The sequence below is a fragment of the Streptomyces sp. CB01635 genome (assembly GCF_002803065.1).
Taxonomy (GTDB): domain Bacteria; phylum Actinomycetota; class Actinomycetes; order Streptomycetales; family Streptomycetaceae; genus Streptomyces.
This window is the reverse complement of record NZ_NNBL01000043.1, coordinates 1-24,305: the sequence shown is the minus strand read 5'-3', so window position 1 is coordinate 24,305 and position 24,305 is coordinate 1. Positions and strand designations below refer to the sequence as shown.

29 protein-coding genes, 1 tRNA gene and 1 other RNA gene are annotated in these 24,305 nt (G+C 69.3%); 25 read left to right on the top strand and 6 right to left on the bottom strand.

All coding sequences use genetic code 11. The annotated features are described in order from the left end of the window. Positions 1 to 11: 11 nt before the first annotated feature. Positions 12 to 773: a sulfite exporter TauE/SafE family protein gene (locus tag CG723_RS43595; protein ID WP_100599144.1), complete on the bottom strand. Its 762-nt coding sequence runs from the start codon at positions 771 to 773 to the stop codon at positions 12 to 14. 102 nt (positions 774 to 875) lie between these two features. Between CG723_RS43595 and CG723_RS43590 the strand changes: the two genes are divergently transcribed. The 6 genes from CG723_RS43590 to CG723_RS43570 all read left to right on the top strand — a co-directional run bounded on the left by CG723_RS43590 (position 876) and on the right by CG723_RS43570 (position 5,112). Then, entirely contained in the window at positions 876 to 1,772 is an 897-nt protein-coding gene (locus CG723_RS43590) for a LysR family transcriptional regulator (RefSeq protein WP_100599113.1), read from the top strand. A gap of 88 nt (positions 1,773 to 1,860) precedes the next feature. Further along, complete coding sequence (locus CG723_RS43585) at positions 1,861 to 2,187, top strand: cupin (RefSeq protein ID WP_100599112.1); 327 nt, start codon at positions 1,861 to 1,863, stop codon at positions 2,185 to 2,187. 65 nt (positions 2,188 to 2,252) lie between these two features. Beyond that, positions 2,253 to 2,411 (top strand): hypothetical protein, encoded by a 159-nt coding sequence (locus CG723_RS46675; RefSeq protein WP_159032689.1) that lies wholly within the window; start codon positions 2,253 to 2,255, stop codon positions 2,409 to 2,411. After that, positions 2,408 to 3,232: an isocitrate lyase/PEP mutase family protein gene (locus CG723_RS43580; RefSeq protein WP_100599111.1), complete on the top strand. Its 825-nt coding sequence runs from the start codon at positions 2,408 to 2,410 to the stop codon at positions 3,230 to 3,232. The genes CG723_RS46675 and CG723_RS43580 overlap by 4 nt, the downstream gene beginning before the upstream one ends. Before the next feature lie 33 nt (positions 3,233 to 3,265). Continuing rightward, entirely contained in the window at positions 3,266 to 4,099 is an 834-nt protein-coding gene (locus tag CG723_RS43575) for a PP2C family protein-serine/threonine phosphatase (RefSeq protein WP_100599110.1), read from the top strand. A 62-nt stretch (positions 4,100 to 4,161) separates the two neighbouring features. Then, the gene (locus CG723_RS43570; RefSeq protein WP_100599109.1) at positions 4,162 to 5,112 is read left to right on the top strand and encodes an MASE1 domain-containing protein; all 951 of its coding nucleotides are present in this window, start codon (positions 4,162 to 4,164) and stop codon (positions 5,110 to 5,112) included. A gap of 19 nt (positions 5,113 to 5,131) precedes the next feature. Here CG723_RS43570 and CG723_RS43565 read toward each other — a convergent pair whose 3' ends face one another. Further along, positions 5,132 to 5,332, bottom strand: coding sequence for a hypothetical protein (locus CG723_RS43565; protein ID WP_100599108.1), 201 nt, complete (start codon positions 5,330 to 5,332; stop codon positions 5,132 to 5,134). A 171-nt stretch (positions 5,333 to 5,503) separates the two neighbouring features. Between CG723_RS43565 and CG723_RS43560 the strand changes: the two genes are divergently transcribed. Further along, positions 5,504 to 5,977, top strand: a complete 474-nt coding sequence (locus CG723_RS43560) for a DUF5994 family protein (RefSeq protein ID WP_100599107.1) — start codon at positions 5,504 to 5,506, stop codon at positions 5,975 to 5,977. Positions 5,978 to 6,003: 26 nt separating this feature from the next. On the opposite strand, the gene CG723_RS43555 is transcribed toward CG723_RS43560, so the two are convergent. Beyond that, positions 6,004 to 6,390, bottom strand: a complete 387-nt coding sequence (locus tag CG723_RS43555) for a VOC family protein (RefSeq protein ID WP_100599106.1) — start codon at positions 6,388 to 6,390, stop codon at positions 6,004 to 6,006. A gap of 396 nt (positions 6,391 to 6,786) precedes the next feature. Between CG723_RS43555 and CG723_RS46670 the strand changes: the two genes are divergently transcribed. After that, positions 6,787 to 8,001, top strand: a complete 1,215-nt coding sequence (locus CG723_RS46670; protein ID WP_159032688.1) for a PIN domain-containing protein — start codon at positions 6,787 to 6,789, stop codon at positions 7,999 to 8,001. A gap of 180 nt (positions 8,002 to 8,181) precedes the next feature. On the opposite strand, the gene CG723_RS43545 is transcribed toward CG723_RS46670, so the two are convergent. Next, entirely contained in the window at positions 8,182 to 9,228 is a 1,047-nt protein-coding gene (locus tag CG723_RS43545) for a tetratricopeptide repeat protein (protein WP_234374844.1), read from the bottom strand. A gap of 361 nt (positions 9,229 to 9,589) precedes the next feature. Continuing rightward, on the bottom strand, positions 9,590 to 9,925 hold the full coding sequence (locus CG723_RS43540) for a winged helix-turn-helix domain-containing protein (RefSeq protein WP_234374843.1): 336 nt from the start codon (positions 9,923 to 9,925) through the stop codon (positions 9,590 to 9,592). A gap of 424 nt (positions 9,926 to 10,349) precedes the next feature. On the opposite strand from CG723_RS43540, the gene CG723_RS43535 reads away from it, so the two are divergent. From CG723_RS43535 to CG723_RS43460, 15 genes are all read left to right on the top strand, one after another. Beyond that, on the top strand, positions 10,350 to 10,619 hold the full coding sequence (locus CG723_RS43535; RefSeq protein WP_100599102.1) for a DUF6284 family protein: 270 nt from the start codon (positions 10,350 to 10,352) through the stop codon (positions 10,617 to 10,619). After that, on the top strand, positions 10,616 to 11,725 hold the full coding sequence (locus CG723_RS43530; protein WP_100599101.1) for a conjugal transfer protein: 1,110 nt from the start codon (positions 10,616 to 10,618) through the stop codon (positions 11,723 to 11,725). The genes CG723_RS43535 and CG723_RS43530 overlap by 4 nt, the downstream gene beginning before the upstream one ends. Next, positions 11,725 to 12,111, top strand: coding sequence for an RRQRL motif-containing zinc-binding protein (locus CG723_RS43525; protein ID WP_100599100.1), 387 nt, complete (start codon positions 11,725 to 11,727; stop codon positions 12,109 to 12,111). Before CG723_RS43530 ends, CG723_RS43525 begins: the two co-directional genes overlap by 1 nt. A 28-nt stretch (positions 12,112 to 12,139) precedes the next feature. Beyond that, entirely contained in the window at positions 12,140 to 12,685 is a 546-nt protein-coding gene (locus CG723_RS43520; RefSeq protein WP_100599099.1) for a hypothetical protein, read from the top strand. Between the two features lie 84 nt (positions 12,686 to 12,769). After that, a complete protein-coding gene (locus CG723_RS43515; protein WP_100599098.1) occupies positions 12,770 to 14,938 on the top strand; it encodes a cell division protein FtsK in 2,169 nt (722 codons plus the stop codon). Positions 14,939 to 15,090: 152 nt separating this feature from the next. Next, positions 15,091 to 15,384 carry a hypothetical protein gene (locus CG723_RS43510; RefSeq protein ID WP_100599097.1) on the top strand — a complete coding sequence of 98 codons (294 nt, stop codon included), beginning with the start codon at positions 15,091 to 15,093 and terminating at the stop codon, positions 15,382 to 15,384. A gap of 5 nt (positions 15,385 to 15,389) precedes the next feature. Continuing rightward, positions 15,390 to 15,578, top strand: a complete 189-nt coding sequence (locus tag CG723_RS43505) for a hypothetical protein (RefSeq protein ID WP_100599096.1) — start codon at positions 15,390 to 15,392, stop codon at positions 15,576 to 15,578. Positions 15,579 to 15,588: 10 nt separating this feature from the next. Beyond that, a complete protein-coding gene (locus tag CG723_RS43500) occupies positions 15,589 to 16,194 on the top strand; it encodes a hypothetical protein (RefSeq protein WP_100599095.1) in 606 nt (201 codons plus the stop codon). Beyond that, the gene (locus CG723_RS43495) at positions 16,191 to 16,451 is read left to right on the top strand and encodes a hypothetical protein (RefSeq protein ID WP_100599094.1); all 261 of its coding nucleotides are present in this window, start codon (positions 16,191 to 16,193) and stop codon (positions 16,449 to 16,451) included. The genes CG723_RS43500 and CG723_RS43495 overlap by 4 nt, the downstream gene beginning before the upstream one ends. Then, a complete protein-coding gene (locus CG723_RS43490; RefSeq protein ID WP_100599093.1) occupies positions 16,448 to 16,828 on the top strand; it encodes a hypothetical protein in 381 nt (126 codons plus the stop codon). Before CG723_RS43495 ends, CG723_RS43490 begins: the two co-directional genes overlap by 4 nt. A gap of 88 nt (positions 16,829 to 16,916) precedes the next feature. Further along, entirely contained in the window at positions 16,917 to 17,645 is a 729-nt protein-coding gene (locus CG723_RS43485) for a DNA cytosine methyltransferase (protein ID WP_100599092.1), read from the top strand. After that, on the top strand, positions 17,642 to 18,508 hold the full coding sequence (locus CG723_RS43480; RefSeq protein ID WP_100599091.1) for a bifunctional DNA primase/polymerase: 867 nt from the start codon (positions 17,642 to 17,644) through the stop codon (positions 18,506 to 18,508). The genes CG723_RS43485 and CG723_RS43480 overlap by 4 nt, the downstream gene beginning before the upstream one ends. 313 nt (positions 18,509 to 18,821) lie before the next feature. Beyond that, positions 18,822 to 20,369, top strand: coding sequence for a YfjI family protein (locus tag CG723_RS43470; protein WP_100599090.1), 1,548 nt, complete (start codon positions 18,822 to 18,824; stop codon positions 20,367 to 20,369). A gap of 338 nt (positions 20,370 to 20,707) precedes the next feature. Beyond that, positions 20,708 to 20,935, top strand: a complete 228-nt coding sequence (locus tag CG723_RS43465) for an excisionase family DNA-binding protein (protein WP_100599089.1) — start codon at positions 20,708 to 20,710, stop codon at positions 20,933 to 20,935. Between the two features lie 89 nt (positions 20,936 to 21,024). Further along, entirely contained in the window at positions 21,025 to 22,308 is a 1,284-nt protein-coding gene (locus CG723_RS43460) for a tyrosine-type recombinase/integrase (protein WP_100599088.1), read from the top strand. A 63-nt stretch (positions 22,309 to 22,371) separates the two neighbouring features. Here the strand turns inward: CG723_RS43460 and CG723_RS43455 are convergent. After that, positions 22,372 to 22,459 (bottom strand) — tRNA-Ser (locus CG723_RS43455). Positions 22,460 to 22,569: 110 nt separating this feature from the next. Between CG723_RS43455 and ffs the strand changes: the two genes are divergently transcribed. Then, an RNA gene (gene ffs, locus CG723_RS43450) (signal recognition particle sRNA small type) lies at positions 22,570 to 22,664 on the top strand. Between the two features lie 82 nt (positions 22,665 to 22,746). Further along, positions 22,747 to 24,305: DNA polymerase III subunit gamma and tau (locus CG723_RS43445; protein ID WP_100599142.1), on the top strand; the 1,559-nt coding region annotated here is incomplete at its 3' end.

The following is a 24,305-nucleotide window of genomic DNA, read 5'->3' as shown; positions in this document are numbered from 1 at the left end:
GGCCCGCGGGCTCAGCCTCGTACGAGCATGATCACCGAGGCGGTGACGCCGACCACGACGATCACCGCGCGAAGGACCGCCGGGGGCAGCCTGCGGCCGAACTTCGCGCCGGTCAGGCCGCCCAGCGTGGAGCCGACGGCGATCACCGCGGCCGCCGCCCAGTCGACGTCGGCGACGGCGATGAAGATGACCGCCGCGACCCCGTTCACGATCGAGGCCAGGACGTTCTTCGCCGCGTTGAGGCGCTGGAGGTCGTCGTGGATGAAGCTGCCGAACATGCCCATGAGCAGCACGCCCTGGGCGGCGCCGAAGTAGCCGCCGTAGACACCCGTCCCGAGCACCCCGAACCACATCGGGACGCCGCCGTCGGCGCGCGTAGCCGTGGCCTGGCGCTTCTTCGACCAGCGGCTGAGCCGGGGCTGGAGCACGACGAGGACGCAGGCGGCCAGGATGAGCACGGGCACCACCGCCGTGAACGCGTCGGCGGGCAGCTTCAGCAGGAGCAGCGCGCCCGTGAGCCCGCCGATCAGCGAGGCCGTGCCGAAGCGGAGCAGCCGCTTCTTCTGCCCCTTCAGCTCGCGCCGGTAGCCGTACGCGGCGCTGAGCACGCCCGGCACGAGGCCGATGTTGTTCGACACGTTGGCGAGTACCGGCGGATAGCCGAACGCGAGGAGCGTAGGGAAGGTGATCAGCGTTCCGGAGCCGACCACCGCGTTGATCGCGCCGGCGGCGACACCGGCCGCTCCGACGGCCACTGCTTCAAGTGCATCCACATCCGAGATCGTTTCGGAGGCGGACACCCAAGTCAATCCTCGCCATTTCTTGGGAAGTTCCAAGGTCTGGCTTGGGGGCGACCGAATGGCTACGTTGGCGCCGTGACCCTCGACGATCTCCGCGTCTACGTCGCCGTGTGCGCGGCGGGCAGCCTCAGCGCCGTCGCCCGCGACCTCTCCTGCACGCAGTCGGCGGTGAGCCAGCACATCCGGCGCCTCGAACGGGAGGTGGGCGTCAGCCTCCTCGAACGGCACGCGCGCGGTGTCCTGCCGACCGCCGCGGGGCGCATCCTGCAGACCGCGGCCGCCGAGGGCATCGGCGGCATCGATGTCGCGCTGCGCCGCCTGCGCGACCTGGCCCGCGGCGAGCGCGGCGCGGTGCGCGTCACCACGGGCGCGACGACCGTGCGCCACTTCATGTCCGGGGCCATCGTCGGCTTCCGGCGCCGCCACCCCCAGGCGAGCCTGGAATTCCAGACGGTCAGCTCCAGCCACAGTGCCTACGAGGCGCTCGCCGCGCACGACCTCGACCTCGCGTGGGTCACCATCGGCGCGCCGGAACGCGGCGTCGAGCAGCGCCCCGTCGTCGAACTCCCCTGGGTCCTCGCGGTGCGCCCCGACGACCCGCTGGCCGGCCGGACCCGGATCGGCCCCGGTGACCTGGCCGCCGCCCACCTCATCAGGCCGCCCGAACAGTCCACGTCGCGCTCCCATCTCGACCGGCACTTCAGCGGGCTCGGGATCGTCAGGCCGGCCGGGTCGGACGCGGGCGTCGCCGACTGGGCCACCGCCGTGCACCTCGCCGAACTGGGCCTCGGCCACGCGCTCGTCCCCGAACTGCCCGGCTGGCGCGACCCCGACCGCGCGGGCGGCCCGGTCCTGGTCCCCGTACCGGACCTGCCGCCACTCGCGGTCGGCTGGGCGGTCCGGCGCTGGTCCACGCTGACCCCACTGGCGAGGGCCTTCGCGGACCTGGTGGCGGAGCACTGCGGGAGGTAGGGGCTTCACGTGGTTGTGGCGGGGTCCGGGACCGGGGAGATGTCTCGTGCCTGTGGCGGGGGCCGGGTCCCCGGGGGACGCTGGAAGCATGACCACGACGTACGACCTGAACGCTCTCGCCGACAAGCATGTCGCCGCCGCCCGGACCTCCCCCCACGGCCGCAGCGCGCACCTCCTGCTCCGCGAGGAGACCCTCCGGCAAAGCGTGATCGCCCTGACGGCGGGCGAAGTTCTGGAGGAGCACAACGCGCCTCCCGCCGCGACACTCCAGGTGCTGCGGGGCGAGGTCGTACTGACAGCGGCCTCGGGCGACGTGACGCTCCACGAGGGCCGGCTCCACGCGCTCCCGCAGGAACGGCACGGGCTGCGCGCGGTCACGGACGCGGCGGTGCTCCTTACGGCGGTCAACGACTGAGGGGCGCCCGCCGCTCCCGGACGCTTCGGCCGGCGCCGAACGGTTCCGCGCCTAGCGTGCGCTGCATGACACAGCGATACCGGTTCAACCGGTACGAGGACATGCGCCGGGCGCCGGCGGACCCCTGCCTCGTTCCCGCCCCGGTCCCGGCCGTCGCGCCCGCGGCGCCCGCCGGAGGCGTGGCCCTCGCGGCCGGCACCCTCGAAGGGACGACCCCCCGATGAACCAGCCCGCCTGCGCAGCCTTCGAAGCCCTGCACCACGACCCCGGCGGCCCCCTCCTCCTCCCCAACGCCTGGGACCACGCCTCCGCCGCCGCGCTCGCCGGGCAGGGGTTCACCGCGATCGGTACGACGAGCCTTGGCGTGGCCGCCGCGGCCGGGCTGCCCGACGGCGCCGCGGCCACCCGCGAGGAGACCCTGCGCCTGGCCCGCCGCCTGGGCGGGGACGCGTTCCTGCTGTCCGTGGACGCGGAGGGCGGGTTCGGCGACGACCCGGCCGAGGTCGCCGGCCTCGCCCGTGAGCTGGCGCAGGCGGGCGCGGTGGGGATCAATCTGGAGGACGGCAGGGCCGACGGCACCCTCACCCCGGCCCCCGTCCACGCGGCGAAGATCGCCGCGGTCAAGGCCGCCGTACCGGACCTGTTCGTCAACGCCCGCACGGACACGTACTGGCTTCCGGACCCGCGGACCGCGCCGGAGCCGGAGACCCGCCGCCGGCTCGACGCCTACCGGCAGGCGGGCGCCGACGGAGTCTTCGTACCGGGCCTGACCGACCCGGCCGCGATCACCGCACTGGTGGCGCACCTGCGCCCGTCCGGCATCCCCCTCAACATCCTCTACTCCCCCACGGGCCCCACCGTCCCCGAGCTCGCCGCCCTGGGCGTCCGCCGCGTCAGCCTCGGCTCGCTCCTGTTCCGCGCGGCCTTGGGCGCCGCGGTCACGGCGGCGCTCGGCGTACGGGCGGGCCGGGATGTGGCCCCCGTGGCACCGACGTACGGCGAGGTCCAGGAGCTGAGCGGCGGTGGAGACGCCACGCAAATATGATGAAGCCGGGGTTTTCCGTAACCGGAGCGGTCCATGACGCAGCGTCGTCCCAGCCAGCCCGAGAGCGCCGACGACCTGCTGACCAGGCTCGGCCGCCTTGCCGCACAGGCACGCGCCGGGGCGGAACTCCAGCACGCCCGGGTCGAACTGGCGGAAGCCCTCCAGCGTGAAATGCTCCCCGTCTCGCTGCCCGCCCTGCCGGGACTGCGGACCGCCGCTTGCTACTCGCCGGCCCGCCACGGCCTGGACATCGGCGGGGACTGGTACGACGGGTTCGCCACCCCTGACGGCGCCCTCGGGTTCTCCATCGGGGACGTCCAGGGCCACGACGTCGAGGCCGCCGCCTTCATGGGGCAGATCCGCATCGCCCTGCGCGCCGTGGCCGCCTTCGCCCCGGACCCGGGCGAGGCGCTCGCCCAGGCCAACGACCTGCTGCTGTCGATGCGCCACGAACTCTTCGCCACCTGCAGCTTCATCCGCTTCGACCCGACGACCTGGGTCCTTGAGTCCGCCCGCGCGGGCCACGTCCCCGCCATCTGGGCCACGGTCGACGGCCGGTACGGCGTCTCGACGGACGAGGGCGGGCTGCCGCTCGGCATGCTGCCCGGGTCCGAGTACCCGGTCACCCGGCACCGCCTCTCGACGGCGGGGGCTTACGTCCTGGTCACCGACGGCGTGGTCGAAGGGCCCTCGTTCCCGATCGAGGCGGGCCTGGAGCGCGTGGCCCGGGTCGTCGCGGCCGGGGCGGGCGCCGACGCCGCGGAACTTGCCGCCGCGGTGATGGAGGTCGCCGACTGCACCGGCCACCAGGACGACTCCGCGGTACTCGTCCTGTGCCACGACCCGCCACCCGTCCTGCCCGGGTGACAGCGGGCCCCCGGCAGCGCGTGTCACGCTCCGCCACGGAACGGGAGTGATTGTGTGATCCAGTGGTGCGCACCGAGGAACTCCGACGCCTCTCCGAGGCCCTGTTGAGGATTCTCGCCGTCGCCGCCGCCTACTACGCGACCGGACGGCTCGGCCTGTGGCAGCGGATCGCCCTCGAAGGCGCGGTCGTCACCCCGCTCTGGCTCCCGACGGGCGTCGCCGTCACCTGTCTGCTCTGGATGGGCCTGCGGATCTGGCCGGGCATCGCGCTCGGCGCCTTCTTACTCATCGACTCGATCAACCCGTTGCGCCTGTCCGACCTCGCGATCGTCGCCGCGAACACCCTTGCCCCGATGTGTGCCTGCGTGCTGCTGCGCAAGGTGGGCTTCCGCCTCGAGCTGGACCGGCTGCGGGACGGGGTCGCCCTGGTCTTCCTGGGCGGACTGCTGCCGATACTGCTGAGCGCCACCGTGGGCACGTGCGTGCTGGTGCTCAGCGGCAGTCTGGAGTGGAGCGCGTTCTGGACGGTGTGGGCGGCGTGGTGGGCCGGCGACGCCATGGGCGTACTCGTCGGCACCCCGCTGCTGATCGCGCTGAGCAGGGCCCGGCCCCCCTGGAACACCCGCCGGTGGCCGGAGGCAGCGGCCCTGCTGGTGACCGCGGCCGTCATCACACCCCTGGCCACGAGAAGCCCACTCGCCCTGCTCTTCCTCGTCTTCCCGCTGCTCACGTGGGCGGCGCTGCGCTTCCAGCTCGCGGGAGCGGCGCCGTGCGTGCTGTTCGTGTCCGTACTGGGGATCTCCGCGGCCACCGACCACGTCGGCCCGTTCGCCCACCACACCCTCTTCGAGGTCATGGTCAACCTCCAGGCCCTCAACGGCTCGGCCGCGCTCACCGGCCTCCTGCTCGCGGCGATCGTCACCGAACAGAAGAGCGTCCGCCAGAAGATCGAACAGGCGGTGAGAGACCTGACGGAAGTGGTGGGACACCTGGCGCCACGGCGGGACGAATGACGGACGGGCGTCGTCCCTGTCAGCTGCGGTCGACCGGGCCGGACGCGTCGTCGGGGATCCGCCGGTGGTTCTTGCGGCTCCGTCTGCCGACACCCGGCATGGGATCGCTGAAGGTGTGCGAGGCGATGTGTGCGTCGTGCCGGGCGTTGATCCGGTGGATCAGGCGCATTCCCATGAGGGTCACGAGGACGATGGCGCCGATGAGGATGATCGCCTCCATGGCCGTCACCTCCCGCTTTCCACTGCTTTAACCGTAACTCCGGCCGCGGCGGGCCGCGGCCCCCGGGGTTACCGTAAAGCTACGACGGCATCGCGCCGGTCGACGCACGCCCCGACATCGGCACGGCCGCTCGGTGGGCGTCGGCCGTACGACCGAGGCGGGCGAACCACCATGGCTGAATCCGACACCCCCCACCAGCCCCCAGTGCTTCTGCCGGACGCCCCCCATCCGGAGGCTGAACCCGGAACGGCCCCGCTGAGGCTGGAGACCACCCAGTCCCGCGAAGGGCTCCTGGACGGCGCCTGGTGGCCCCGGTCCCACGACATCACGGCCGAACTGCCCGCCCTGGTCGCGGAGCTGACCTCGCACCTCGGCCCCATCACGCGCGTCGGCCTCGACTCCGACGCCTGGGAAGAGCTGCCGACCCGCCTGATCATCGACGACCGGGTCGTGCATCTCGACGCCCACCAGGTCGGTGACGGCACCGCACTCGTCACCCGCGACGACGAGGACCTCTTCGTCCTCCTGGTCGTGCCTCCCGAATCGGAGCCCGAAGCGGCCCGTGCCGCGATGGCCCGCGCCGTACGCCCCGACAGCATCCCCGAGGCCGCACAACTCATCGTCGCCAACCCCGACGAACCCTGAGCCGGGAAGCGACGTGCGCGCTCCGGTCAGGGGCGGCGGCCCGCAAGGACGCAGAACTCGTTCCCCTCCGGGTCGGCAAGTGGGACCCAGCTCACATCGCCCTGCCCGACATCGACGTGCCGGGCACCCAGGTCGAGCAGGCGACGGACCTCTTCGTCCTGCTCCCTGTCGGTCGGGTTGACGTCGATGTGGAGCCTGTTCTTGACGGCCTTGCCCTCGGGCACGCGCGCGAAGGTGAGCGCCGGTGGCACCGGGCCGAGGCGGTCCTTGCCCTCGGGCACCTCGGGGGAGCCGATGGTGACGAGCCCGTCCTCCCGGTCGTGCACCTCGTAGCCGAGGACGGAACACCAGAACCGGGCGAGAGTGTCGGGGTCGGCACAGTCGATCGCAAGCTCGGTGAACTTACTGGTCATGTGAAGGACCTCCCAGTCGAGTAGCCGCTACGCAACCACAGAACGTCGAAGGGCCCCACCGCAAGCGGTGGGGCCCTTCGACGTATTGCCCGGTGAGAGCAATGGCGGAGGATACGAGATTCGAACTCGTGAGGGGTTGCCCCCAACACGCTTTCCAACTGTGCGTATGGCCGTACAGGGGCGTTCGTAGGGGTTCATGGGGCAGGTCAGGAGGGGTGCGCGTACGGCGGCGAACGACGGCGGCCGTCGGCGCACTGGACAAAGAACAGGACAACAACCGGCTTGCTGTCGAGACAAGATCAGCAAAGGCGTGGCACCACGCGGCGACAGGCGCCACGATGGAGCGGCTAAGGCCACGGCCCCATGGGTGGCGCTGCGTATTTAGGGGGGAGACCAATGATCCTGATTCTTGACACCAACGCCGTCCGAATGTTGAACCCGAAGGGGAGTAACGCCAATGTGTTGCGAATTATCAAGACTTCCGGAACGGCGAAGGTTGCGGTGCCAGAAATGGTGTTGCATGAAATGATTGCGCAACAAGTCATCGAGTATCGAGATGCCTACGAGAAGGCCGAAGTCGCAGTCAAGCGAGTTCGCGGTCGACACCCAGACTTGGAGCCAGCGTTTAAGGGAACGTATCGCGGCCTAGACATTGAGGAGGTAAAGGGAGGATGGGAGAGGCAGTACAAGGCGATATTCGATCTCATCCCCACTACTGGCGAAATGGCGCTTCAGGCTCTGGTCCGAGAAGCTAACGGCGAAAAGCCAGCGAAGTTGACGGAAAAGCAGGGTGAGAAAAAGAAGGAGGGTGCAAGGGATGTAGCAATTTGGCTTTCCGTGGTCGACTACATGAGGAGAAATCCGCACGAACAAGTTTACTTCGTCACCAAAAACTCTAAAGATTTTGGTGACGGGATTGATTGGCCCGCCCCCATGGACGCCGATCTTCAGGGTATGGGGGATCGCATTAAGATACTGCCAGACATGGATGCTGTGATTTCGGCGCTTACCGAGGAGGTTCAGGCCAGCGAGTTGAGCGCGGAAACATCTGCAGCGCTCAATGGGTTGTCTCAAACGATCGGTGAATTGGCGATCAAGTTGATGCGGACGGGTGCTTACCAGCAGGCAACGCTCCTCTCCAAGCTCGATCGTAAGGGGCAGCTCAAAAGGGTGACTTTCCGCCGATGGGTGGCCCCTCCCGATGCTGAACTTCTCGGAGTTTCTAACGTAACCGGCCACAGGATCAACGATAGCGTCTGGTTTATCGCGGACGTGGAGTGGCTGCTGTGGGGGGTGTCGCAGTCCTTTGTTCCAAATTTTGGAGTAGTTCCCGTTGCGTGCATCTGGGAAACCAGAGTGCTGATGACTACTTCAGGAGTTGAGCGGCCCACGATCCTGACTGATAGGACGATTACTAAGCCGCTACCCCCGGAACGTCGCGACACGTGGGGGCCTATTGTTGAGCGTGTTTTCGGTCCGCTTGATGAGCTAATGACGGAGGAGGGGCAAAGCCTCGTCGCTAAGCTGCTGATGGACTACAGCGAAGAAAACCGCGACCTGCTTTCTTTCATTCCAACTCTAATTGTGGATGATGAGGGTGGAGGCGGCTGATTCATGTTCGGCTTTCCCTGTCAGATTGGAGTCAGGCTCAACTGTTGCGTGGGAAAGCTGAGTGGAGGTCCGTGAGGGTTAACGCAATGCATATTTGGTGGCGGCTGTCGGCCCGCGGACAGATATTAGAGACGGGCGCGGCCTCCAATTGAGGCCGCGCCCGTTTTCTGTTCGTGCCGCTCAGGAGGGGAGGAATCCCGGCTTCTCCCTGCCTAGGTCTTGCAGGTGGTTCAGGTAGTCCTGTGCAGCCGGTTCGGTGCTGTAGCGCTGCCTCATGACGGCCGCGAGTTCTCGACTGGTCATGATGAGGGAGGGGACGGACTGCCGGTCCCCCTGTAGCGCCCGCTCGCCATGGATGAGGGCTTGTTCGAGGTCGCCGTCTCGCGCTGCGGCGACCCCCAGGGTGACCCGCGCTTCGGCGTTCCGCATGGGGGACCGCTCCGTACCGTCGAAGTCCGTGCCGGCACGCAGAACCTCCTCTGCGAGCGTCCGCGCGAGCTGGTCCTCTCCGACCAGCCGATAGCAGTCCATCGAGTAGAAGTCGAACTTGGCGGGGTCCACCACGAAGTGGTTGTCCAGGTTCTCGGGATACGGCATTCCCTCAAGGAGTCGCCGTCCCTTGTCGAGGGCCACCTCAACCTGCCGGCGGTCGCCGAGTCGTGCCCACGCTTTGGCTTCCTGGCCCGCGAGTTGCACGGCCACGCCATGGTGCGGTGCCGCCGCCGCTCCGGCCTGTGCCGCCGTGATGACACCGCGATAGTCGCCGGTCGTGAGGGCGAACCACGCCCGCATCTCGTGCGCCCACCCGGCCACCTCGCCATGGTCGGACTCCGTCGCGAGCGAGAGAGCGGCGCGGCGCGTCGACTCCGCCGCGTGACGGTCCCCTGAGTCGTACTCGACACAGCCGACCAGTAGGGCGAGCCAACCTGACAGTGCGAGCACTTCGCGATGCTGGGCAAGCGTGAGGCTCTTCGTGTGCAGGTCGACAACGCGGCGAAGCCACTGCCGCCCCTCGATGAGGAGCTGACCGCTCGGCATGAACGGGTACTCAGAGCAGAGGCGGTCAGTGGTGATCCGGAGGGCATCGAGAGTCGCGCTGTCGACGTCGGACCGGTTCAGGCGACTCACGATCTCCAGAGTCTCCATTCCGCTCGCTGCCAAGATCTCCTTGTCCCCGTCCCGACGAGACGGCGCGGGGAAGAGGGCGTGCGTCACCGTGCCGAACACGGCCGCGATGATCGGTTGATAGAAGTCGTTCGGTGCCTGGCCAGACTCCCAGCGCTTCCACTGGCGAATCATGCTGTCGTCTGCCGGCAGCTCCGTGGGCGCGTGCGCACGCAGGGCCCTGACCGCGTCACGCTGTGACCAGTCGCGTGCCTGTCGCTCGGCAGCGATGCGTCGTGCCCATGCGGGCCTGTCGTCAGTCATGCGCCCTCCTCTGAGTGCCTCTGCTCCGAGTCTTGCGCGCGGGCCGGGGGGACAGGGAAGGGGACAGGGGGGTGTCACTGGACATGTCCCCACCTCCCCTTCGCCGCCCCCTAGCTGTCACTTACCTCACACGCTCCGTGACTCCCATGCTGGTTGCAGATCAAGCGCCACCCGGAACGGAGCGGCTTTCCAGCGCTTCGAGCCGTTCGGTCAACGTCTTGAGTTGGGAGCGGATTTCCTTGATGTCATCGCGTACGTCGCCACCCGGGGCAGACCCGTCACTGACGAAGTTGCCTAGGTTCCCCGCCGACACGATCAACCCCTCGGTCCGGAGTGCGGCTAGCCCGTTCTGGATGGTCTGACTGGCGTACCCGAAGCGGTCCATCAGCTCTCGCTGAGAGGGGAGTTTCTCCCCCGGCTTCATCTTCTTGATGTCGTCGCGGAGCGCGTCTGCGACCTGCACCGCCTTTGGCTTGGGCCCTCCTGTGACAGTCATGCCTTGAGGGTACCCACCACAGCGAACTAGTGCGCATCACCTCGCGAGGGTTGTGCACCACAGCAGACTAGTGCAAGCTAGTTAGCGAGAAGTCGCCCCGATCCAAAGGGCAACCGCTTGACCAGCGTCAACGCCCGGAGAGGCCCCGTGGAAGCGGGCTCCCTCAAAGGAAGCGTCAGTTGTTTGAGAACTGAACAGGGTTACGAGGCTGCCGCCTCCTACGTAAAGGCGGCCGGCGCGGCTCAGGTCCGCGCACTCTCAACGTCGCCGCCGCACACATGCGGCGGCCGGTTGCCTCCGCTGCTCGTCTCGTACGAGCGGCGCCGAGGGGAGCCGGATCACCCGACTTCAACGCCGCGCGGCCCCGGTGCGGGAACACCGGGGCCGCTTTCGAGCCGCCTACCTGCTAGGGAGAACACGACTCATGGGGAACATCGTTGCACTTCAGGCCGTCGTTACGACTGACGGGTTCGACCGCGAACCGACGGCCGCGGAGCTGGACGCGATCGAGGCCGAGATGCCCGTCATCCTGGCTCGCGTTGAGCTGCTGGACGCGCAGATCGTCACGCTGGACCACACCCCGACTGAGCTGGACCAGCGGCGCATCCGCCGGGCCCGTCGCAAGGTTCTGGCCGCCCGGCGCGAGCTGGCGAACCGGTCCGCCACGCTCGCACAGACGGGCGGTGTGGCATGACTGCGCAGGCTCGTAAGCCGCTGACCAAGGTTCAGATCATTGTGCTGAGCGCGGCGTTCGTGCCGATGCTCGCCACCGGGGTCTTCGGTGGAATCGGCACGTACTCCAACATCAGTGGGGCGTACGGCAAGGGCACCGCGCTCGGGGCCGTGTCCGCGGGTGAGGGCGCCACCGCCGTCCTCGCGCTCGTGCTGCTCGGGCTGACGATGCTGGGTCAGTCCTCCCCGCGCATCATCCGACTCGGGCTGTGGGCCCTGCCGGCCGCCGCGTCCGCGATGGCTGCGATGGCGGCCGACGACCGGGGTACGACCGTCATCTACGCCATCACTCCGATGGGCATGTGCGTGTCGGCCGAGGGCATGGCGTTCCTGGCCCGTCGCATCGCGGTGCACACCGACGGTCGGGACGCTGAGGGCGAGCGTCGGGCGGTCGAGGTCGTCCAGCGGCTGGCCTATCACCGGGCCCGCGCCACCAACCACCCCGACGCGAAGATGCGCAAGCGCTCCGATCGGGTGTCCTGGAGGCTGGCCCGCAAGGTCGGATCGGGCGATGCGGTCCTTGGATCGGCGCTGCTCGATGTGCAGCGTCAGCGCGTCACGATCGGCGCAGACGCCGCGCTCGGAGCCATGTTCCGCCTCGCCCCGGACGCTCTCCCGCCTGTGGGCGCGAATATGGAGGAATCGGCCGAGACTGTGAGGATTCGGTCTACGGCTGACCTGCCCGAATCGACCCCGGCACCGATCACCGCGAAGCCGATCGTTCTGCCGTCTCCGGTCGCGGTCGGCTTCCTGAAGTCGACCCTGCCGAGCAAGCCCGTACGGGCGATCGAGTCGGCCCCGGTCCGGCCGATCGAGAAGCGCACTGTGCCCGCCGAGTCGACCCGACCGCGCGGCGCCACGGGCCGCGTGCCCGACGCTGCCCGATCGAGTCGGCCCAAGCGGACCGCGGCCGAGCTGCTCGATGAGGCCCGCACCGAGACGGAAGATTGGCCGGACGCGAAGCTGACCGCCGAGGGCATCCGACTCGCGGTCCACACCTCGCCGAAGAACGCCCGGCTGCTGCGAGACACCCTGCGGGCCGAGCGCGCCGGTGAGGCTGCGGCCTGATGTCCGCGGCGTTCGGCAAGTGCTACGACCCGTCCGGCGCCCGCTACGGCGTCCCTACCTACCCGTGGCGCCTTGCCCCGGAGGGTCTGGCCACGCGCCGACAGCTCCGTGAGCAGGGGTTACGGCCGGGTGGTCAGCCGATAGCGGCCCAGCTCATGCGTCGCTCCCGTCGCCGCAAGGCGGGCGTGAGCGTGGCGTTCCTGTACCGGGTCGACCTCGCCAAGCCTGTGCGGCCGATGACCTCACGCATGTGGGGCGCGCTCGCCCTGGCGATGCTCGCCCGCCGCACCTGCCCGGCCTGCCACTTGGACGCCGGATACGTCATCCCGACCTCGCTCGGCATGTGCGTGACCTGCGCCTACCCCACCGAACAGCGCGCCGCCTGAACCCTGCTACTTGTCAAGGAGTTCGATCGTGAAGGTCACCGCCTACCGAGTCTTCGGCCGCCGCAACATCCTGCGTGAGGCTCAGCACGCCGCGCCGTCGGCCGCCGACCTGGTCGCGCACAACGTCCGCGGGCGACTGCCCCGCGTCGAGATCGTCCTCACCACCCCGCAGGGCATGGGGGAGCTGGCGACCAGGGCGGAATCCTCCCTGGTGCCCGGTGCTTCCCCCAGGGCTGTGGACAAGAACCGCCGCATCGTCGTCCGCAATGCCCGCCGCGTCTTCGGCCTGACCACGGCCACGCGCAACGGGGTGCTGATCCTGCTCAACGTCCACAAGCTCCCCCACCCCGACCTGCTGGCGGTCACCCTCGTGCACGAGCTGGTGCACGCCATGCAGTTCTCCCGCCCCGGCGTCCTGGAACGGCACCTCGACCGCGTGCGCAACAACCTCGACATCGCACCGCTGTCCCGGCGCGAACTGCGTTCCCTCGACCGGCACATGAACGCCGACGAGGACGAGGCGTACCGCATGGAATCGGCGCTGACCCCGCAGCTCAACGCCTACGCCGCCTGAATCTCGGCAGGGCCCGGCCGCCCACCTCCTACAGCGACGGCCGGGCCCTTTCCGCCCCACTCGACCAGAGGGAGCAGACCCACCGTGTCTGAGAACACCGTCACTGGCCAGCCCGAAGAGCCCGAGCGCGCAGGTGCCGAGGTCTTCGACATCACCACCGGACTGCCCGCCGCTCCGGCCCCCGATCCGGCGCCGGCCGAACCGTCCGAGCCTGCCGTGCCGATCGAGGCGGATGACGACGAGGACGAGTCGCCCCGGCCGCGGCCGGTCGACTCGCCCGACCTGCCCGCCCCGGGCATCACCACCTACAAGCGCAAGCCGATCCTGCCGAGTTGGCTGACCTCGAAGCCGGGATTCGTCTCGACCACGCAGCGCGCGGCCGGCAACGCGTTCTATGCGGCCGTCTTCCACGGCATCCGCACCCCCTGGTACGCGCTGCAGCTCGGGCTGCACGCCCCGCGCGGTGCGGCCCGGATGGTCCGCAACACCAACCGGTGGGTGTGGGACGCGGAGGCGGCCCCGCTGCGCGCCTACGAGGTCTACAAGGAGAACACCGCCGAGTACCTGAAGCTGTCGCGTCAGCGCGACCACCGGGTACGCCTGCGGGTCCTCGTCACGACCGTCGGCCTGATCTTTGGTACAGGGTTCGCGCTGACCATGTACGTCATGGCGCCGGGCTGGCTCACCGTGCTGGCTTCGGCTGCGGTGCTGGTCGCGGGGTTCTGGGGTGCGCCCCAGGATCAGCCGGTGATCGGCCCTGCGGTCCTGAAGACCGAGATTCAGAAGCTCACTGGTTCGATCGTGCTGCGCGCGCTGGACAACATCGGCAACGCGAAGCTGTCGGCCGCCATCAAGAAGGGCGCCGACATGAACGGGATGCGCTTCACCTCCGAGATCACCCGCGATGGGCCCGGATACCGCGCTGACCTGGACCTTCCCTGGGGTGTCACCCCGGAGGACATCATGGAGGCCCGCAAGCCGCTGGCGTCCGGTCTGCGCCGCAAGGTCGGCTGTGTGTGGCCCTCGGCCGACCCGACCGAGCACGAGGGGCGGCTGATCCTGTGGGTGGGCGACAAGCCCATGAACGAGACCACCAAGCCTGCGTGGCCGCTTCTCAAGTCGGGCAGCGTGGACCTGTTCAAGCCGGTCGTGTTCGGCAACGACCAGCGCATGGGCGATGTGTCCGTGACCCTCATGTTCGCCTCCGTCATCGTCGGCTCGATCCCGCGCATGGGCAAGACGTTCCTGATGCGCTTGTTCCTGCTGATCGCCGCACTCGATCCGCGTGCGGAGCTGTACGCGTTCGACTTCAAGGGCACCGGCGACTTCGGCGCCCTTGAGCCGGTCTGCCACCGCTACCGCGCAGGTGACGAGGACGAAGACATCCTCTACGTCCTCGAATCGCTGCGGGAGCTGCGCACCGAGCTGCGCAGGCGGGCGAAGGTCATCAAGTCCCTGCCGCGCTCGCGCTGCCCGGAGTCGAAGGTGACTGCGGAGCTGGCCAACGACAAGTCCCTTGGTCTGCACCCGATCGTTGCCGGGTTCGATGAGTGCCAAGTCCCTTTCGAGCACGAGAAGTACGGGGCGGAGATCGAGGAAATCTGCACTGACCTGGGCAAGCGCGGTCCCGCCCTGGGCATGACGATGCTGTTCGGCACGCAGCGCCCGGACGCGAAGTCGCTGCCCACCGGCATCTCAGCCAACGCGGTGCTGCGGTTCTGCCTCAAGGTCATGGGTCAGCCCGCCAACGACATGGTGCTGGGTACTTCGATGTACAAGGCCGGGTACCGGGCCACAATGTTCTCCCGCACCGACCGCGGTATCTGCTGGATGGCCGGTGAGGGCGACGACCCGCGCATCGTCGCTTCCGCGTTCGTGGACGCGCTCGGGGCTGAGCAGGTCGTGGGCCGGGCCCGCGCGATGCGCGAGGAGTACGGCAACGTCACCGGCCACGCCATCGGCCAGGCGCCCGAGAGCGGTGAGGCCACTTTCGATCTGCTGGCCGACATCCTCAAGGTCGTGCCGGCCGATGAGGACAAGGTCTGGAACGAGAAGGTCGCCGCCCGCCTCGCCACCCTGCGCCCCGACGTCTACGGCGGCTGGAAGGGCGAGACGGTCACCTCGAACCTCAAGCCGCACGGCGTCGCCGCGCAGGACGTCTGGGGCACGAGCGACAAGGGCAAGGGCACCACCCGGCGCGGCATCGCCCGCGCCGACATCACCAAAGCCATCACCGTACGTGACGGAAAGTAGCCCGAGAGGCGCCGCGCACGAGTGCTAGACCTAGCAGCCATCGCTGCTAGGTCTAGCACCCCCGCTAGCACCCCAAACCGGCCCCCATCTGCGGACTCGCACCTAGCACCCCACCTGCGCAAACGCCGGAAACCCCGCCTGGAAGGCACCCCATGACCCTCATCCTCCTTGCTAGCGCCTGCCTACTCGCCGTCACTCTCGGTTACGCAAGTCTCTGTGCGGGCAGTCCGTTCGGCGACTGCCGCAAGTGCAAGGGCTTCGGCTTCGCGATGAAGACCGACCGCAAGGGACGGCCCAAGCGCGGCAAGACCTGCCGCCGCTGCAAGGGCCACGGCAAGCGCATACGCGTCGGACGCCACCTCTACAACGTGTGGCTGCGCCTGTACCGCGACGGCACCGACACCCCCACCAAGCAGCCCGCCTTCAAGCCTGCCGCGAAGGGATAACCCCGATGGTCATCACCGTCTCGCTCGTGGCCCTGTTCGGTCTCGTCCTGTTCTTCCTGCTCCGCTCCCACAGCCTCGGCTACGGCAGCGCGTTCATCGCCACCGGGTTCGGGTTCTTCCTCGCCTCCACCGGCGCCGCCGGGCCCATCAACCAACTCACCACCGCCGTCATCCACGCCATCGGCAACCTCTAGGAGACCGGTCATGAACGAACAGATCATCGCCCGGCACTGGCTTGCCCTCATCGCCCCCAAAGCCGCGCCCGTGCTCGCCACCTCCACCGTCCTGATCCTGGCGAGGATCTGGAACGCCAACGGCGCCGAACACTCCACCGGCAACGCCGTGCTGATGGCCGCGCTGTCCCTCGCGGCCGGAGCGGCCGGCGTGTTCGCCTCCACCGGCTACGCCGGAGACAAGGTCATCGCCGGAACCGCGTTCGCCGCCTCCGGCGCCCTCGCCTTCACCGGCATCGCCGGATACTCCGACGGCCTCTCCCTGCCGCTCCTGCTGTGGGTGCTGGCGACCGTGGCTGCGTACGGGCTGGCTGCCCGCTACTGGCGCACCGACCGCCGCAACACGGTTGCCCACGAGCGGCACACAGCCGAACGCCGTGCCGAGCACGCCCACATCGAGCGCATCACCGCCATCGAGGCCGGAGCCCAGATCGAAACGGCTCGCGCCGGCGCCGCCTATGCCGAGCAGCTCGCCACCGCCCTGCTCACCCGGGCCGCGCTGCCCGGCTTCAACCCGCAGGCCCTCACCGATGCGGGCCTGCCCCAACTCCCCGCCACCGACCAGGAGGCAGCGTGAACCGCCGCACCTACGCCGCACTCGTCATGACCACCAGCGCCGTGGCCATCCTTGCCGGGTGTTCCCTGCCCGACGGCCCGGCCGGCGTCGTCGTCGCCAAGGCCCAACGCACGCCCCCGGCCAGCGCGACCCGCCCGTACTTCCTGACCGTGCGCACCGCCGACGGCGACCGCAAGGACTTCCAGGTCTACATCGACGACTACGACCGGTGCTCCGTCGGCGAGCGCTACCCCCATTGCAAGGAGACCCACGCATGACGAACGCCAACCCGACAGACCTCGCGGGCAAGGCCGCTGAAGCGGTCCGCAACCTCAACCACGCCACGCAGGCCGCCAAAGGAAACCTGATCTACCCCGGCGACGCGTACAAGGTGGTCGCCTCGCTCAGGACGCTCACGCAGCGTCTGCCGCAGAGCTTCGACCAGCTCTCCGGCTTCCTGGGGACGCTCGTCAAGACCGGTGCGGTCACCGCGGACTACGGCGCCCCGGGCGACCACCTCGCCGAGGCCCGTTCCGCCCTCGCCTCCGCCGCGATCATCACCCAGACCCTCACCGAGCACCTCGACCGCACACACAACGCGCTCGCCCCGCTCGGCTGGTCCGGGCCCCTCCCCGACGACGACCACGACCTGTAGCTACGCCAAGGGCGGCCCCCGCATCTCGCCAAAGTCACGGGGCCGCCCTTGCCAGCCAGTACCCACGAAGGAACTGGAGACCTCCAGCATGACCCAAACCACCAACATCAGGCGAGAGCGCTCCCGGCCCCGCCTGCTCGACCTGTTCTCCTGTGCCGGCGGCGCCGCCATGGGCTACCTCCGAGCGGGATTCGTCGTGGACGGCTGCGACATCGCCGACCGGCCCAACTACCCCTTCCCGCAGCACCGGGGCGACGCGTTGGAGTACCTCGCCCGCCTCATCGCCACGGGAGAGATCGAGCGGTACGCGTTCGTCCACGCCTCCCCGCCCTGCCAGGACCAGTGCGCCCTGACCGTCGGCACGAACCGGTCTCAGGGATGGGGCGGCGTTCACGTCGACCTGGTCGCCCCCTCACGGGACCTGCTCGAAAAGACCGGCCTGCCGTACGTCATCGAGCAGCCCAACGGCCGCGCGAGGATCCGCAAAGACCTGACCCTGTGCGGCGAGATGTACGGGCTCGGGGTCATCCGGCACCGCAACTTCGAATTGGGCGGCTGGACCGCCCCGCAGCCGACCCACGTGCCGCACCGGGGCCGGGTTCGGGGATACCGGCACGGCCGGTTCTACGACGGCCCGTACGTCGCCGCGTACGGCAACGGCGGGGGCAAGCCGACCATCCCTCAGCTTCAAGAGGCCCTCGGCATCACCTGGACCGATGTGCGCGAGGAGCTGACGGAGGCCATCCCGCCCGCCTACAGCGAGTACATCGGCCGGGCCTTCCGCGTCTCTCGCGCCGGCCTGGGGGTGGCGGCATGAAGGAGCACCTGCACACCGCCCTGAGTCTCGCCACATCCGGCGTGCCCGTGCTGCCGCTACGGGCCGGGAAGGTGCCCTTCGGCAACTGCTGCGAGTGCGCCAGGAACGCGTGCGGCGGCCGACCGAACATGAAGATGGCTGGCCCGTGCCGCTGCCTACGCCCCTGCCACGCATGGGCCGCCGCCACCACGAACCCCGACGTCCTCACCTCGAAGGCATGGATGTTCGCGTTGGTGCAGGCCTCGGCCGTCGCCTACCACCCCGGCGGGGCCGGGCTCACGGTCGTCGACCTGGACGACGCCGACGCGGTCGCGTGGGCCCGCGAGAGCCTGCCGCCGACCCGGACCGTGCCCACCACCCGGGGAGAGCACTGGATCTACCTGGGGCCGATGCGGTCAGCCAACGCCGTACGCCCCGGCGTCGACATCAAGTCGCTCATGCAGTATGCCCGTTGGCTCGGTCCCGGCACTGGCACCATGACGCCCCTGCCGGACGCCGTCCGCGCCCTGGTCGAGAAGGAAGAGACCACCCCCGCCCGCGGGGACGTGGTCTCTTCACTTGGCCGCGCCACGTGGGACGCAAGAGTGGCCACAGGCTGCCGCCACACGCCGGCCTATGTCCGCACCGGCCTGGAACGCGGCCTGGCCCTGGTCCTGGCTCGTACCGAAACGGGTGCCTCGTCGCAGGCGTTCGGGGTGGCCCAGTTCCTCGCCAAGCAGCACGCACAGTGCCCCGGCCCCTGCGGCCTGGACGCACTCGGGCAAGAGGTCATCGCCGCCGCCGTCTCCGTCGGCGTCCCCGAGCCGTACGCGGCACGCGCGGTCGCTAACGGCCTCAACGGCCCTGCGGGGAGGGCGGCATGAGCAGCCACCCCCACCGCCCGCGCGCCGCCGGGCGGCGGCACCTGCGGTTGGTCGTGGGCGACCGAAAGGGCGTCGCCGAAGGCGTCCCCATTGCTGTTCGCCTTGACCCGCAGGCGGTCACCGTCACCGGCATCACCCCGGGGCTACGGATCCAATGCGAGGGCGTACCCGTCGCGGACTGGCTCTGCGTCTGTGGGCAGCACGAACACGCTCGGGGCCGCGCTGCTGTCATCAGGCTGACCGCCCGCGTCAGCGTCGGCATTTGCCCCCACACCACCGCTGAAGGGAGTGCGGCCTCATGACTACACAGCCTGTGGACAGTCCCGACCTGTGGGCCGGACTGCCCACCCTGGAAGAAGTGCCCGGCGAGGACGAGGCGGCACCGGACGTGTGGGAGGACCCCATTCCTCTCACCGGCCGGCGTGAGCGTCCGGCGTTCCCCGCCCACGTCTTCCCTGCCTGGCTGGGGGAGTTCGTGTCGGCCGTCGCGGAGGAGACGCAGACCCCGGTGGACCTTGCCGGTTCGATCGCCCTCGCCGTGCTCGCCACAGCGGCCGGCGGCCGGTCGGTGGTCCACGTGCGCGGCAACTGGCGTGAGCCCACCAACCTCTTCACCGTGGTCGCACTCCCGCCCGGCAACCGCAAGTCCGCCGTCTTCAGCCTGCTCACCGACCCCTTGTACGAGGCGGAGAAACAGCTCAAGTCGGCTATGAAGCCGAGGATCGTGGAAGCGGAGCTGACGGCGCGACTGGCGCAGGAAGCGGCGGACAAGGCAACCGCCAAGGCTGCGTCCGCCGACGGCGACAAACGCGATGAAATGGTGGCCACCGCCATCGGCCTCGCACAGACCGCCGACACGCTCACCGTGCCAGCCGAACCGGTCCTGCTGGCCGACGACTCGACACCCGAGACCGTCACCTCGCTCATGGCGGAACAGGGCGGTCGGCTGTCGGTGATGAGCGATGAGGGCGGCATCTTCGACATCATCGCCGGCCGCTACTCGGGCAGTCCCAACATGGAAGTCTTCCTCAAAGGCCATGCCGGGGGACGCCTGAGGGTGAACCGGCAGACCCGCCGCGAGTACATCGATGCCCCCGCCCTGACCATGGGTCTGGCCGTCCAGCCCGACGTGCTCTTGGACATCGGAAAGATCAAGGGCGCCAAGGGGCGCGGCCTACTAGGCCGTTTCCTGTATTCGCTGCCGATGTCGACGGTCGGTGATCGGAAGGTCATCACCGATCCGGTCCCCGAACAGACCGCCGCCACCTACACCGCCCGGGTCATCGACCTCACCCTGTCCCTCGCGGACTGGACAGACCCGGCCATCATCCAGCTCGCCCCTGAGGCGGACGCGGCCCTGATCGCCTATCAGGAACGGGTCGAACCGTGGCTCAAGTCGCGCGGGGGGAGGCTGGGTCACATCGCCGACTGGGCCGGGAAACTCGTTGGAGCGACCGCCCGCATGGCCGCGCTTCTGCACCTCGCCGAGCACGGCGGCAACGCCTACGCCCATCCTGTCACCGAAGACACCGTGCACACGGCCATCGAGCTGGGGGAGTACTACACCGCCCACGCCCTCGCCGTGTTCGACGCCATGGGCGCCGACCCGGTCGTCGGCCGCGCCCGCAGTGTGCTGGAAGCGCTGAGGGACAACGGATGGGAGGACGTCAGCAGGCGGGACGTCTTCACCGTCTTGTCTCGCAGCGAGGTGCCCACCGTCGCCGATCTCGAACCCGCCCTCGCGCTGCTGGAAGAGCACGGATACGTGCGGTCCTACCAACCCGAGCGCACCGGCAAGCGCGGACGTCCCCCGGCGCCCCGCCTGGTGGCCCACCCCACCCTGCGGCAGGGCGGCCGGTGACCCCGGCCGCGCCCTCAATCCCTCCCGCACAAACCGCAAAATCCGCAATAAGCGCCGCACACCCCAGCTGACCTGCGACGCGTCCCCTGCCCTATACCGGCCGGGGCCGCGTCGCACAATGCCGCGATATTCCGCAAAAACCGAGCGCCCCGCAGCCCGGGGCCGGTCGACGGCCGCCCCTGATTTTTTGCGGAATATCGCGGGTTTCTGCGGAGCACGGTCCACCCTCGCCCGCGAACCGCATCACCGCAGGTCAACGACCTCCCCCGGGATTTCTGCGGATTTTGCGGTTTGTGCGGCGGCACCTGCCCGTGAACTCAGCCCTTCAGGAGTGAGCCGTGGACGAACCCATCACCCTCCCTCTCGCCCCCGCCGAAGACCCGACCCTGGTTCTCCTCACAGTCGAAGAAGCCGCCCGCCGACTCCGCATCGGCCGGACCACGTGCTACCAGCTCATCCGCGCCGGAGAGCTGGAGTCCGTACCCGTCGGTCGTCTCCGCCGCGTCCCCGCCGACGCCCCGGCCGACTACGTCACCCGTCTCCGCACCGCGCAACGCGCCGCTTGACGACGCCCGGAGGTGGCGGCACTCCCAGACAGGACAGGCCGCCGCCCCCGGTCCACACCATCTCGAAACCAAGAAACAGGAGTCTGTCTGTGGCAGAGAAGAAGAAAGGCACCCGCCGCGCCAACGGCGAATCCGCAATCTACTTCGGGAAGGACGGCCGTTGGCACGCCCGTGTGCCGATGGGCTACAAGGACAACGGGGAGCCGTACCGCCGACACGTGACGCGCCCGACGCGCGATGACCTTGTTGAAGAGGTCAAGAGGCTTGAGAAGCAGCGCGACGCGGGTTCGGCGCGTCAGCCTGGCAAGCCGTGGACGGTTGAGAAGTGGCTTCAGCACTGGGTCGAGAACATCGCAAAGCCGACCGTCAGCGAGAACACGTACGACGGCTACGAGGTCGCCGTTCGCGTCCACCTCGCGCCTGGTGTCGGCAAGCACCGCCTTGACCGCTTGCAGCCTGAGCACCTGGAAAGCCTGTACCGCCGTATGCAGGCGAACGGGGAGCGCAAGGCCGGTACGGCTCACCAGGCGCACCGCACCGCCCGAACCGCGCTGGGGGAGGCGGTACGGCGCGGCTACGCGGCGAAGAACGCCGCCGCGTTGGCGAAGCCGCCACGGATGGAAGAGGACGAATCAGAGGTTGAGCCCTACTCCGTGGAAGAGGTTCAGCGCCTGTTGCTCGAAGCCAACAAGCGCCGGAACAGCGCCCGTTGGATGCTGGCCTTGGCGCTCGGACTGAGGCAGGGCGAGACGCTCGGGCTGCGCTGGTCTGACGTCGACCTGCGCAACGAGTACCTGAAGCTGCGCCGGAACCGTTTGCGCCCCCGTTATGAGCACGGGTGCCCGGAAGCCTCATCGTGCGGCCGGAAGGCGGGGTTCTGCCCCGACAAGGTGCAGGTCCGGCGTGAGACCAAGAACACAAAGTCCCGCGCAGGCCGCCGCGCCGTGCCTCTGCCGGGGCCGCTGGTTTCGATGCTCCGTGCACATGCCGAGTCACAAGCGCGCGAACGCAAGGCTGCCGGCGACCTGTGGGCCGAGTCGGACTACGTGTTCACCAAGCCGCTGGGCGGCCCGCTGAGCCCGAACACGGACTACCACGATTGGAAGCGACTACTGGAAGACGCGGGGGTTCGGAATGCCCGGCTGCACGACGCCCGGCACACGGCCGCCACCGTCCTCATGCTGCTCGGTGTTCCGGATCGCGTCATTGATCAGATCATGGGGTGGGAGCCGGGCACGTCCGCAAGCATGAGGGCGCGGTACCTGCATGTGCCGGACGCCATGCTCAAGGACGTCGCCCGGAAGATCGCTGAAGCCATCTGGGGGCCCCCAGAAACCCTCGCTGTGGACAAAAACCAGGACAACGAAGTCTGAGGACAACGTCGAAGGGCCCCACCGTGAGGTGGGGCCCTTCGACGTATTGCCCGGTGAGAGCAATGGCGGAGGATACGAGATTCGAACTCGTGAGGGGTTGCCCCCAACACGCTTTCCAAGCGTGCGCCCTAGGCCACTAGGCGAATCCTCCGCCGCAAACAATACAAGACGTTGGGGGGTGCTCGCGAACATGATCCGGGGGCGGGGATCGGGCCGGGGACCGGGCTCGTGATTCCGGCCGGGCATCCGCTACTGTGGAGCTCAGCCCCTCACGTGGCGCTATCTGACTGAACTCCCCCAGGGCCGGAAGGCAGCAAGGGTAGGTCGGCTCTGGCGGGTGCGTGAGGGGCGTCTTGCGTTCCGGGGCGGCTCGCCCCCGGCGGCCGCGGTCGTCAGCGGCGGCCCTGGTTGTCAGTGGGCGCCTATAACCTCGTATACGTGTCGTCTCTCGCGCTCTACCGCCGCTATCGCCCGGAGTCGTTCGCCGAGGTCATCGGGCAGGAACATGTGACCGACCCGCTGCAGCAGGCGCTGCGGAACAACCGGGTCAATCACGCGTACCTGTTCAGTGGCCCGCGCGGCTGCGGCAAGACGACGAGCGCGCGCATCCTCGCGCGGTGTCTGAACTGCGAGCAGGGGCCCACACCGACGCCGTGCGGCGAGTGCCAGTCCTGCCGCGACCTGGCGAGGAACGGGCCGGGTTCGATCGACGTCATCGAGATCGACGCCGCTTCGCACGGTGGTGTCGACGACGCCCGTGACCTGCGAGAAAAGGCCTTCTTCGGGCCCGCGAGCAGCCGCTACAAGATCTACATCATCGACGAGGCCCACATGGTCACGTCGGCGGGGTTCAACGCCCTTCTGAAGGTCGTCGAGGAGCCCCCGGAGCACCTCAAGTTCATCTTCGCCACCACGGAGCCCGAGAAGGTCATCGGGACCATCCGGTCGCGTACGCACCACTACCCCTTCCGCCTCGTGCCGCCCGGGACGCTCCGGGACTACCTTGGAGAGGTCTGCGGCAAGGAGGACATCCCCGTCGCGGAGGGTGTCCTGCCGCTGGTCGTGCGGGCCGGCGCCGGTTCCGTGCGTGACTCCATGTCCGTCATGGACCAGCTGCTCGCCGCCGCGGCCGAGGACGGTGTGACGTATGCCATGGCGACGTCCCTCCTCGGGTACACGGACGGTTCGCTGCTCGACTCCGTCGTCGAGGCCTTCGCCTCGGGTGACGGCGCCGCCGCCTTCGAGGTCGTGGACCGCGTCATCGAGGGGGGCAACGACCCGCGCCGGTTCGTTGCCGACCTCCTGGAGCGGTTGCGGGACCTGGTGATCCTGGCCGCCGTCCCGGACGCGGCCGAGAAGGGCCTCATCGACGCTCCTGTCGACGTCGTCGAGCGGATGCAGGCCCAGGCCGGAGTCTTCGGCGGCGCCGAGCTCAGCCGCGCCGCCGACCTGGTCAACGAGGGGCTCACGGAGATGCGGGGCGCCACCTCACCCCGCCTCCAGCTCGAGCTGATCTGCGCACGCGTGCTGCTGCCCGCCGCGTACGACGACGCCCGCTCCGTGATGGCCAGGCTCGACCGCCTGGAGCGCGGCGGCCACTTCGTACCCGCGGGACAGGGCTCCGGCCCGGCCATGGGATACGTGCCGTCGCCCGACGCCCACCCCGGTGCGGCCGCGCAGGTCCCTGCGGGGGGCGGTCCTGCCGCTGCCCGGGCCGCGGTGCGAGGGCCGGGACCGGGCGGGGAAGCGGCGCCTGCCCCTATGGCTCCAGCGCCCGCTCCTGCCCCGGCACCTACTCCGGCTCCGGCACCTACTCCTGCTCCGGCACCGGCTCCTGCTCCTGCTCCTCAGGTATCCGCGCCGCCGGCCGTTGCTCCGGCAGAGCCCGCGCCCGCGGCGCCGCCCGCCGGGGCCGCACCCGGCGCGTGGCCCACGGCCGCCCCCGCCGGTGGCGGCAGGCGCCCCGGCGGCTGGCCCACGGCCGCGCCCACCGGCGG